A 10,880-nucleotide genomic window follows, 5' to 3' on the forward strand; every position below is an offset into this window, starting at 1 on the left:
TATGGATATTCCGGGATCATTGTATACGAAACAATAGTCCCGGATTTCTATAAAAAGAAAAAAGGTTCTGTATGGTAAAATGCAGAAAGAAAGGGGAAGGTTATGAATTTTGATTCTTTAAACATCATACTGACAATTGCCGCTTTCATAGTAGGAATAATGCTTCTGACAGGACATGGGGATATTTTCCTGAAAGGTGGAAACTCGGACATCAGTAAAAAGCTTTATGATGAAGAGAAGATGGCAAAAGCAAGTGGAGTTGCGCTTATTTTGATTGGCGTTGTTTCTGCTATAGATCTTTTTACTACATCACTGGCCTTTAAAATAGCTTACATAGCAGCACTTCTGATCATTATTGTCGGGCTTGTGTGTTATTTGAGATTAAAATGTAAAAAATAATGAATAAGGCAAGAAGGATCGAGATACGGTAAAATGTGTACGGTCCTTTTTATTTTTATGTATTAGCGTTTTTTCCTGTTTTGTGATAAAATGACATACAGGCCAAAATCCAATTGCCACAGGTAATCTGAAATGAATTTTGGCGGCGTTACTGAGAATGGAGTGAACAGTAAATAAACGAGGAAAAGATAAATTATGGTACTTGAAGAGATTGTGCAGCCTCTGGTAAAATGGTACAGGGATAATAAGAGGATTCTTCCATGGAGAGATAAGGACAATGCTTATTATACATGGGTGTCGGAGATTATGCTGCAGCAAACCAGAGTGGAGGCAGTGAAACCCTATTTTCAGAGATTTATCACAGAACTCCCGGATATTCAGTCACTGGCGGAATGTCCTGAAGAGAAACTTCTGAAGTTATGGGAGGGACTGGGATATTATAACCGCGTTCGGAACATGCAGGAAGCGGCGAAAACTGTAAAAGATGAATATAATGGCAGACTGCCTGAAGATTATCAGGCACTTTTGTCGTTAAAGGGAATAGGAAGTTATACAGCCGGTGCCATTGCATCGATCGCATATGGGGAAAAGGTTCCGGCTGTAGACGGGAATGTACTGCGTGTGATTTCCAGAATTACAGAGAGTACGGAAGACATCAGCCGGCAGTCTGTCCGCAGAAAAATAGAACAGCAGGTTTCGCAGATCATGCCCTCAGATTGTCCGGGAGACTTTAATCAGGCACTGATGGAACTGGGAGCTGTGATATGTGTTCCCAACGGTCAGGCGAAATGTGCAGAATGTCCGATTGCATTTACCTGTCTGGCTCACAGACATGATAAAGCGGATATGATTCCTGTAAAAGCACCTAAGAAAGCCAGAACACAGGACAACAGGACTGTGTTTATCATTCAGGACGGAGAATGCACAGCTATCAGGAAAAGACCTGAGAAAGGACTTTTGGCAGGCTTATATGAACTGCCAAATATTCAGGGACATTTAAAAAGCGAAGATGCGCTTTTGTACGTAAAAGAGTTGGGACTTGATCCATTATATATAGAAGAACTTCCGCCTGCGAAACATATTTTCTCCCATATTGAATGGAGAATGCAGGCATACAGAATAAAGGTATCATCCCTAAAGACAACACAGGATAAAGAACTCATTTTTGTAAGTAAAGAACAGTCAGGTAAACAATACGCAATTCCATCTGCTTTTGGAGCGTATGCAAAGTATATCAAGGAGGAAACAAGATGAAACTGTTAAGTATTGCGATTCCATGCTATAATTCACAGGATTATATGGAGAACTGTATAGAGTCATTGCTGGTGGGAGGAGAAGAAGTAGAGATTCTTGTAATAGATGACGGATCTTCTGACAGAACTGCTGAGATTGCAGATGCTTATGCCAGGAAATATCCGACAATTGTAAAGGTAATTCATCAGGAAAACGGCGGTCATGGAGAAGCTGTCAATTCAGGGATCAGAAATGCTACAGGATTGTATTTCAAGGTAGTGGACAGTGATGACTGGGTAAATAAAGAAGCATATGTACAGATTCTGAAAACTTTATATGAACTGCTCAGAGGTCCGCAGACAGTTGACCTTCTGATCAGTAATTTCGTATATGAGAAACAGGGGGCAACCCGTAAGAAAATCATGCAGTACCGGAAATGTCTGCCACAGGACAGAATATTTGGATGGGAAGAAGTGAAACATATGCCGAAGGGCAAATATCTTCTGATGCATTCCATGATCTATCGTACAAAATTACTTCATGAATGTAATCTGGAACTGCCAAAGCATACATTTTATGTAGATAACCTCTTTGCTTTTGAACCTCTTCCTTATGTAAAGAATATGTATTATCTGGATGTAAACTTCTATCGTTATTTTATTGGAAGAGATGACCAGTCTGTGAATGAGAAAGTGATGATTAAACGAATTGACCAGCAGATCCGTGTGAATAAACTTATGGTAAATGCTTATATTAACTGCAAAAGTACAAATAAGCACCTGAAAAAGTACATGTTCAGTTACCTGGATATTATTACAACTATTTCCTCTATTATGCTTATACGTGCCAATACAGAAGAGTCTCTTCATAAAAAGAAAGAACTGCTGGAGTATATTAAGACAGAGGATAAACAGGTTTACAGAAAATTGCGTCACAGTCTTTTTGGAAGAGTCATGAATCTTCCGGGAAGAGGTGGAAGGAAAATGTCAGTGGCAGCCTACAAGATTAGCCAGAAATTTTATGGATTTAACTGATGTGCTCTAAATAGCGGAAAATTGTTATAACTGCAAAAAGCAGAATCTCTGAAAGACAAAATGTATTTCAAAGATTCTGCTTTTATTTTAAATCTTTTTAGTTTTCACTTTTTTTTCTTTTTACTTCTCCGAAGCAGACAGTCTGTGAAGGAGCGGAGACTTTTCTTGGATAAAAAACCAGAAAGCCAAATAATGCGAGCGTTGCACCCATGCATACATCAATTACAGAATGCTGTTTCAGGAACATGGTAGACATGATGATCAGTGCAGTCAGGGTGAAAGATGCTGCTTTTATAAGTTTCTTATCTCGCAGTGCTTCACAGTTTGTAAGCGACATATGGATTGCAAGAGAGTTAAACACATGAATGCTGGGTAGGATATTCGTAGGAGTATCTGTACTGTACAGCCATTTTACCACATCTGTAAAAACATTGTCTCTTGGAAACTCTGTGGGACGTATGTGCTGAGCATTGGGATAAACGTAAGAAACAATAAGGAAAACAGTCATTCCCATCATAAGATTAAATGCCAGCTGATAGTATTCATGTTTGTTTTTGTTAAAAAATATAAAATAAATCACAGCCAGGATCATGTATGGAAACCACAGCATATAAGGAACGATAAAGAACTCACAAAATGGAATCCAGTCATCAAATACAGTATGTACGATATGATAGCTGTGAACCGGCCTGTGCTCCAGATAACTGAAAAGCAGGATATAAATAATGCTGTATAAAGCAATAACAAGTCCATGCCGATATTTGGAAATAAAACGTTTCAAAATTTCACCTTCTTTGGAGAATTATTTCATACCATATCATAACATCTTCATACTGCTTTTACAAATAAATTTTCTCATAAAGTATATAAAAATTTTATAAAAAAATTCTCAATAAAGTGTAGCATTTTACAAAATTTTAACACAAAGCAGAACAAAGATTTTACTCCATTTTATTATACTGATCTTAACTGAGTCGGAGAAATTGCAGTAATCTTTGAAAACGATTTACTATTTCCGTAGATCACTGTGGATTTTGGCTACAGTATTCAGTAAATAATTGTAGATGGAGAATAGAAAAATGATATATTTGGTAGAAGATGATGAGAGTATCCGCGAACTGGTGATCTATACACTGAAGAGTCAGGGATTTGAGGCAAAGGGATTTGAAAGACCTTCTCACTTCTGGAAAGCCCTGGAAAAGGAAGAACCTGCACTTCTGCTCCTTGATGTGATGCTGCCGGAAGAGGATGGGATTTCCATATTGAAGAAATTGCGTATGCGTCCGGATACACGTAAACTTCCTATTATCATGCTGACAGCAAAAAGCAGTGAATATGATACAGTGGTAGGTCTTGACAGCGGGGCAGATGACTATATTCCAAAACCATTCCGCATGATGGAACTGATCTCAAGGATCCGCGCATTATTAAGAAGAACAGAAGATGACGGCGCAGAAGAATATCAGACAGGAAACCTTTATGTCTGCCCTTCCAGACATATTGCAACTGTTGATAAAAAGAATGTAAATCTTACATTAAAAGAATATGAAGTATTATGTCTGCTTCTGAAAAACAGTGGAACTGTGCTTTCCAGAACCCAGCTTCTGAATCAGGTCTGGGGATATGAGTTTGACGGAGAGAGCAGAACCGTTGATGTACATATCCGAACACTGAGACAAAAACTGGGAAGTGCCGGTGAACTGGTGGAGACGGTTCGTGGAGTCGGGTATAAAATTAATATGAAATAAAGTTAAAGAATAGCTGGAAACAGGAATTTATCTATGCTATACTTTTAAATATGAGAATTGCAGGAGCTGTAAGGCGCAGAACAAAATACCTTTTGATCCTGACATCTTAAATATAAGCAGATGCCAAAAATGAATGGACAGCTGCCCGAAATCAACGGTCAGGGATATCAAAAAACCCTGACTGTAGATTTTTATAAGGAGTTATTTATTTTATGAAATCATTAGTAATAGCAGAGAAACCTTCTGTTGCCAGAGATATTGCCAGAGTACTTCACTGTACACAGAAAGGAAATGGTATCCTTGAGGGAAAAGATTATGTAGTCACCTGGGCGCTTGGACACCTTGTTACGCTGGCAGACCCTGAGGAATACGATAAGAAGTATATGAAATGGGAAATGTCCACACTTCCCATGATGCCGGATCGAATGAAGCTGGTAGTTATTCGACAGACCGGTAAACAGTACAATGCAGTAAAAACGCAGCTGTACAGAAAAGACATAAACGATATTATAATAGCCACAGATGCCGGAAGAGAAGGTGAACTGGTAGCCCGCTGGATTCTTGACAAAGCGGACTGTCATAAACCAATCCGCAGACTGTGGATTTCTTCAGTTACAGACAAAGCTATCAAAGAAGGATTCGGAAATCTGAAAAACGGACATGAGTATGATAATCTGTACAGAGCGGCTGTGGCAAGAGCGGAAGCTGACTGGCTGGTGGGAATGAACGGTACAAGGGCACTTACCTGTAAATATAATGCCCAGCTTTCCTGCGGGCGAGTACAGACTCCCACTCTGGCGATGATCGCGAAACGGGAAGAAGAGATACGGGCATTTAAGCCGAAGGAATATTACGGAATCACCCTGAAAGCAGGTGATATTATCTGGACATGGAAGGAACCAAAGAGTAAGAGCTTCAGGACTTTTAATAAAGAATGTGTGGAGAAAATTTTCAATGCTATCAGAAACCAGTCGGTGGAGGTAACGTCCATAACCAGCAAAGAGAAGAAAACCTTTGCACCGGGTTTGTATGACTTGACGACTCTTCAGAGAGAAGCAAACCAGAAATATGGGTATTCTGCAAAGCAGACTCTGAATATTATGCAGCGTTTGTACGAGAACCACAAAGTTCTCACTTATCCCAGAACAGACTCAAGATATATCGGAAAGGATATTGTTCCTACAATCAAAGAACGATTAAAGGCCTGTGCAGTGGGACCGTATAGAAAACTGGCAGGTGCACTGATGAATCAGCCAGTTCGGGCAAATGGAAGTTTTGTGGACGATAAAAAGGTCAGTGACCATCATGCAATTATCCCTACGGAGCAGTTTGTACAGCTTGACCATATGACAAATGAAGAACGTAAAATTTATGACATGGTAGTTCGCAGATTTCTCAGTGTGTTGTATCCACCTTTTGTTTATGAACAGGTGAGCATGGAGGGAACTGTTGCAGGAGAACTTTTTGCTGCCGGCGGAAAAGTTGTAAAAAGTGCCGGATGGAAAGATGTGTATGAAAATACGGACGACACTGAAGATGATGAGGATACAGCTGATGATGCACAGACACTGAAAGATCAGAAGCTTCCACAGATGAAGAAAGGTGAGAGACTGCACATAGAGAATGTATCTATGAATACAGGCAGGACAAAGCCGCCTGCAAGATTCACAGAAGCAACACTTCTTGCAGCAATGGAGAATCCGGTGCGTTATATGGAGAGCCATGATACGAAAGCTGCGAAAACTCTCGGTGAAACGGGTGGTCTGGGAACAGTTGCCACAAGAGCGGATATTATTGAGAAATTGTTCAACAGTTTTCTGATGGAGAAGAAAGGCAATGAAATTCATCTGACTTCCAAGGCAAAACAGCTTCTGGAACTGGTACCTGAGGAACTGCGTAAACCGGAACTGACAGCGGACTGGGAAATGAAGCTTGGAAATATTGCAAAAGGGAAAATGAAACAGGAAACCTTCCTGAAAGAGATCAGGAACTATACCTGTGATATCGTAGATGAGATTAAAACAGGACAGGGAACCTTCAGGCATGATAATCTCACAAACAAAATCTGCCCGAATTGTGGAAAGAAGCTTCTGGCAGTGAATGGAAAGAATGCAAAAATGCTTGTATGTCAGGACAGAGAGTGCGGTTATAAAGAAACCCTGTCCAGAACTACCAATGCCCGTTGTCCCAAGTGTCATAAACGTATGGAAATGTATGTGAAAGGTAAGGAAGAGACATTTATCTGTGCCTGCGGCTATAAAGAAAAGCTCTCTGCTTTTCAGGCGAGAAGAACCAAAGAGGGAGCAGGAGTCAATAAGCGTGATGTTCAAAAATATATGAGACAGCAGCAGAAAGAAGCCAAGGAGCCGGTGAATAATGCATTTGCACAGGCACTGGCAGGATTAAAACTGGAATAACTATATCACTCTCTTGTCTGCGAATCCGTATCCTATGCGATGGGTATAGTTATTTACGAAACGATGTACCAGATAAAATAAAAAAGAAGGGAAGATAATATTATGGCAGTACAGGATGATCATATGATAAGAAATATTCAGGACGTAGGAAGACTGATCGCGAAGCTTCTGCTTCATGAGCAGCAGCCCAATTACAAACTTCCGGAGAAGGAAGCAGATTACACAGAGGCAGACCGGCTTTTTGCTACAATTATGAAACTGGCAGAAGAAGGCAAGATCAATGAAGCAGAAAACGAATTATATATGGGTATGGTAGAAGATGATGTAGACTATCTGGAACTGGCACTGACCTTTTATCTGTATCTGAATGATATGGATGGAGATTTCCTGGATGATAACGGATATTCAAGGGAGGAAGTTCTGGAAGGTATGAAAGATCTTGCTTCAGACTGGGGCGTTACAGGACTGGAGGCCTTCTGATGCGAAGAGAACAGACACTGGAAGAGATTTCAGACGGAAAGTTATATGATTCCAATGACATGGTAAAGGCAGACTGTCATGATTGCGAAGGATGCTGTGATTGCTGTCAGGGAATGGGAGATTCTGTGATCCTGGATCCATATGATGTACACAGATTATCTGTGGGACTTAAGAAGCCTGTGGAACAGCTTCTGCAGGAATGTCTGGAATTGGGAGTATCAGACGGAAATATCCTGCCTCATCTCCGGATGACAGGTGAAAAAGAACAATGCGTATTTCTGAATAAAGAGGGCCGCTGCAGTATTCATGCTGTCAGACCAGGCTTCTGCAGGCTGTTTCCTCTGGGAAGACTTTATGAAGATGGGGGATTTAAATATATTCTTCAGATTCATGAATGTCCTAAAACAAACAGAAGTAAGATCAAGGTAAAAAAATGGATCGATACACCGGATCTGAAAAATTATGAGAAATTTGTCAATGACTGGCATTATTTTCTGCTGGATGTACAGGAAGTACTGTACAATGCTGAGGATTCAGACCTGATCAAAAATCTGAACCTTTTTGTGGTGAACAGATTCTATCTCAAACCATATGATCAAAATCAGGATTTCTACATACAGTTTTATGAGAGACTGAAAGAAGGAAAAGATTTGCTGGCATTGGCCTGATGGTTGAAAAATGTGTCATCTGACTATATGAGGTGTCAGATGACACAGATAAGACAGAAAAAGTATGCATCAGCAGATCTTCAATAGATTTTCAAAAGAGAAGATCTCTTTTTCAGACATCAATTCTTCGAATCTGTTCAGGTTAAGATCTGAGTGTTCCAGTTCTCTTGAAAACTGATAACAGATACGGATCTGGTCATCCAGCTTAAACTGCCGGTTGTTTTTCAGATAGGTTCCCACATTTAATTCATGGATGAACAGGGTGCACACAACTGCCATTTTCACCTTGGCGAAGATCTCATCATCATAAACTGCACCGCAGAAATAGGTATAGATCCAGTAAACAAGAAGCTGTTCCTCCTGAATCTGCCAGTCAGGATAAGAGAAATCAAATTCACTTTTCTGCCAGGAATAAAGATTTCCGGAGTCAGACTGCGGATCTGTATTTCTATTATACAGTGGAGTCAGACAATTCTTTAAGTATTCCTGCCATCCCGGGCGCAGAACCTCCATTTCCGGGACAACAGTTTTCCACATTTTTTTAAATAATTGTTCTGGTGTATTTACGCAGGCAGATGCAGCAGAACTGTTTTCTATGTTATCTGCATTTATACGAGAGTAAATTTTGTTGCAAAATCTATCTCCGTATCCGGAATCTTCATGTCGTTTTCGCATTTCTTCCCATTTAAAGAGTTCATTTTTATTTACACATAACTGGAAATCATGTGCAGCAGCCAGAAGTTTCCACAGACGTTTCTGCATGGGTACAGCTCTGTCCTGGATGATATCTATAAGCATATCACGGGTGTCCATAAGTGCAGTGAACAGGAAATAATCAAAGTCATCATAGACTTCTTCTTTTGTCTTTTTTTCTTTTGTGATAAAATGTACCTTTTCTTTTTGGGAAAGTAAAATCCTTGCTGCCTCCGGACAGGAGAGCGACAGGGAAATCTCACGCAGACCTTCAAATTCTTCAATATGTCTAGGATAATTTCTGCAGGTTCTGCAGAACATTTCCGGTCCTGCTTCTGTGTAGATATCACACAGATTCTCTTCGTTGAGAAAAGCACAGCGTCTGTTATACTGGCAGAAAACATGTTCTTTCCAGTCAATATCATTGTGCAGGCGATTGCGGAACGGACCTTTAAAGTGCTGGTACTTCTTCAGTGTCTGATCGTCAATTACGATCTGCCATCCTGCGCAGCAGGTATCCGGACAGGCTCCTGCAATGCAGGAAAATTCTTTATAGTAGTTTGGAAATGTGTATTGCATGATATTAAATAGGATCCTTTCTTTTTTTCTTAAGTTTACGGTAAGTTCCTGCAGTCATGCCACAGGATTTGCGAAAGCTCTGGGAGAGATAACTCTGAGAGGAGAATCCTGTCAGATGGGCAATGTCTGAAATTCCGTAATCAGTATTTTCCAGAAGTTCTTTACATACCTCGATTCGCTTTCTGTTTAGATAGTTCATAGGAGAAATCCCATAATATTTGGTAAATTCATGACTGAGATAATACTTGTTCAGGTGGCTGATGGCAGACAGATGATCAAGAGAGATGTTTTCTCCGTAGTTAGAATCAAGAAAACGTTTGATATTTGCACATTCCCTGCTTGGATGTTGTGCTGTGATCAGTTCGAAAGGAGAATCTGTAATTCGCCGAAGCTGAAGAATCAAGATATTAAGCATATATATACAGATTTTTTCGTACCCTTCAGATTGATTGTCCAGTTCCTGGAACAGAGAGTTAAAGTAAAAAAGCAGATCTGTTTTCTTTTTTCGGCAGTTAAAGATACGATATTCTTTCTGATCATTAAAAGAGAAGGATAATCCGCCTACTCCCACTGTGAAATAGCTGAGAGGAGGATTTCCCCTGGAAATTTCAGTATGATTAATGTGAGGGTTAACAATGATCAGGTCATCCTTTGAGATGGGGTAGATTTTGTCCTCAAGCAGGAATTCCCCCTGTCCGTCCCGCACATAGAATAATTCAGTAAAGGCATGGGAGTGGGGAATGCTTGGCCAGTCACCTTCATAGAGGGAAGAAGATGCATTCAGAAGTGTGATCTTCTGTGGAGTAGTATCTTCAGGGCTGAAGCGAAGAGAATGTGTACTCATAAAAAAATTTCGCCTCCATAATTTAGCAATTTTGTCTGATATAAAAAAGTGAACAAAAATAATAGAGGGAATCTGTTCTGCGTTTAGTTGTTGCGACTGGACTAAATGCATAAAAAAACAATAAAAATCAAAATAATATAGAACATAATATCTAAAAACAGAATTCCCTTCAAAATTTCTGATAACATTTTTTATATAATATCATAATTCAATGCGCACAGCAAGATTTCTAAAAAACAAAGCAAAAAGAGAATTGAAAATGTTTTGGAAAGAACGTATTCTATAAACATATAAGGCGCAAGAAAGAGCAGAATCAGGTCAGATAAGTAAAAAAATAAGACAGGTTTATACAGAGAGGAGACAAACAACAATGAAAAAAGGCCGTGTAACAATACCAACCAATCTGGACGTAGTGCCACAGACACTGGAGATACTGGATGAATGGGGTGCAGATGCGATTCGTGACTGTGACGGAACAGAATTTCCGAAGGAATTAAAAGATACTGGCTCCAAGATATATGCAACCTATTATACAACCCGTAAGGATAATGAATGGGCAAAGGCACATCCTGAGGAAATCCAGCAGATGTATATCATGACATCCTTCCATACAGCAACAGAGGATAAGCTGAAAATTCATCTGATGGATCATTTATATCCGGATATGCTGGCGGTGAATACAAGAGATGATATCTACAGATGGTGGGAAGTTATAGACCGTACTACCGGGGAACCGGTATCAACAGAGCTGTGGAGCTATGATGAAGAAACCGGTAATGTAGTGA

At 39.8% G+C, this 10,880-nt stretch carries 11 protein-coding genes; 8 read left to right on the forward strand and 3 right to left on the reverse strand.

Annotated elements, in window-relative coordinates; genetic code table 11:
* The first annotated feature begins 102 nt into the window (after positions 1–102).
* The 3 genes from AC075J_RS01775 (at position 103) to AC075J_RS01785 (ending at position 2,666) form a co-directional block, all read left to right on the forward strand.
* Entirely contained in the window at positions 103–399 is a 297-nt protein-coding gene (locus AC075J_RS01775; RefSeq protein WP_118633038.1) for a DUF3784 domain-containing protein, read from the forward strand.
* A gap of 195 nt (positions 400–594) precedes the next feature.
* Positions 595–1,653 (forward strand): A/G-specific adenine glycosylase, encoded by a 1,059-nt coding sequence (mutY, locus tag AC075J_RS01780; RefSeq protein ID WP_118633037.1) that lies wholly within the window; start codon positions 595–597, stop codon positions 1,651–1,653.
* Positions 1,650–2,666 carry a glycosyltransferase family 2 protein gene (locus AC075J_RS01785; RefSeq protein WP_118633036.1) on the forward strand — a complete coding sequence of 339 codons (1,017 nt, stop codon included), beginning with the start codon at positions 1,650–1,652 and terminating at the stop codon, positions 2,664–2,666. The genes mutY and AC075J_RS01785 overlap by 4 nt, the downstream gene beginning before the upstream one ends.
* Positions 2,667–2,763: 97 nt before the next feature.
* Here AC075J_RS01785 and AC075J_RS01790 read toward each other — a convergent pair whose 3' ends face one another.
* Positions 2,764–3,447, reverse strand: a complete 684-nt coding sequence (locus AC075J_RS01790) for a phosphatase PAP2 family protein (protein WP_118329897.1) — start codon at positions 3,445–3,447, stop codon at positions 2,764–2,766.
* 298 nt (positions 3,448–3,745) lie between these two features.
* On the opposite strand from AC075J_RS01790, the gene AC075J_RS01795 reads away from it, so the two are divergent.
* The 4 genes from AC075J_RS01795 (at position 3,746) to AC075J_RS01810 (ending at position 7,979) form a co-directional block, all read left to right on the forward strand.
* On the forward strand, positions 3,746–4,414 hold the full coding sequence (locus AC075J_RS01795) for a response regulator transcription factor (protein ID WP_026648426.1): 669 nt from the start codon (positions 3,746–3,748) through the stop codon (positions 4,412–4,414).
* A 212-nt stretch (positions 4,415–4,626) separates the two neighbouring features.
* Complete coding sequence (locus tag AC075J_RS01800; RefSeq protein WP_118633035.1) at positions 4,627–6,831, forward strand: DNA topoisomerase III; 2,205 nt, start codon at positions 4,627–4,629, stop codon at positions 6,829–6,831.
* Positions 6,832–6,933: 102 nt separating this feature from the next.
* Entirely contained in the window at positions 6,934–7,311 is a 378-nt protein-coding gene (locus AC075J_RS01805) for a DUF6483 family protein (RefSeq protein WP_008704036.1), read from the forward strand.
* Positions 7,311–7,979 (forward strand): YkgJ family cysteine cluster protein, encoded by a 669-nt coding sequence (locus AC075J_RS01810; protein WP_118611027.1) that lies wholly within the window; start codon positions 7,311–7,313, stop codon positions 7,977–7,979. Before AC075J_RS01805 ends, AC075J_RS01810 begins: the two co-directional genes overlap by 1 nt.
* A gap of 69 nt (positions 7,980–8,048) precedes the next feature.
* Here AC075J_RS01810 and fliB read toward each other — a convergent pair whose 3' ends face one another.
* Positions 8,049–9,251: a flagellin lysine-N-methylase gene (fliB, locus tag AC075J_RS01815; protein ID WP_118633034.1), complete on the reverse strand. Its 1,203-nt coding sequence runs from the start codon at positions 9,249–9,251 to the stop codon at positions 8,049–8,051.
* Between the two features lie 4 nt (positions 9,252–9,255).
* A complete protein-coding gene (locus AC075J_RS01820) occupies positions 9,256–10,095 on the reverse strand; it encodes an AraC family transcriptional regulator (protein WP_118408894.1) in 840 nt (279 codons plus the stop codon).
* Positions 10,096–10,465: 370 nt separating this feature from the next.
* Between AC075J_RS01820 and AC075J_RS01825 the strand changes: the two genes are divergently transcribed.
* Positions 10,466–10,880, forward strand: a 415-nt coding sequence (locus AC075J_RS01825) for a 1,3-beta-galactosyl-N-acetylhexosamine phosphorylase N-terminal domain-containing protein (RefSeq protein ID WP_476389897.1), incomplete at its 3' end; no start/stop codon positions are given.

The organism is Blautia sp. ZXY-1-C6, assembly GCF_056339875.1.

What these genes read in the sequence shown, in the direction of transcription:
- mutY (WP_118633037.1), top strand. Translation starts at nt 595, where the DNA reads ATGGTACTTGAAGAGATTGTGCAGCCTCTGGTAAAATGGTACAGGGAT.
- AC075J_RS01800 (WP_118633035.1), top strand. Translation starts at nt 4,627, where the DNA reads ATGAAATCATTAGTAATAGCAGAGAAACCTTCTGTTGCCAGAGATATT.
- fliB (WP_118633034.1), bottom strand. Translation starts at nt 9,251, where the DNA reads ATGCAATACACATTTCCAAACTACTATAAAGAATTTTCCTGCATTGCA.
- AC075J_RS01805 (WP_008704036.1), top strand. Translation starts at nt 6,934, where the DNA reads ATGGCAGTACAGGATGATCATATGATAAGAAATATTCAGGACGTAGGA.
- AC075J_RS01795 (WP_026648426.1), top strand. Translation starts at nt 3,746, where the DNA reads ATGATATATTTGGTAGAAGATGATGAGAGTATCCGCGAACTGGTGATC.
- AC075J_RS01810 (WP_118611027.1), top strand. Translation starts at nt 7,311, where the DNA reads ATGCGAAGAGAACAGACACTGGAAGAGATTTCAGACGGAAAGTTATAT.
- AC075J_RS01820 (WP_118408894.1), bottom strand. Translation starts at nt 10,095, where the DNA reads ATGAGTACACATTCTCTTCGCTTCAGCCCTGAAGATACTACTCCACAG.
- AC075J_RS01785 (WP_118633036.1), top strand. Translation starts at nt 1,650, where the DNA reads ATGAAACTGTTAAGTATTGCGATTCCATGCTATAATTCACAGGATTAT.
- AC075J_RS01775 (WP_118633038.1), top strand. Translation starts at nt 103, where the DNA reads ATGAATTTTGATTCTTTAAACATCATACTGACAATTGCCGCTTTCATA.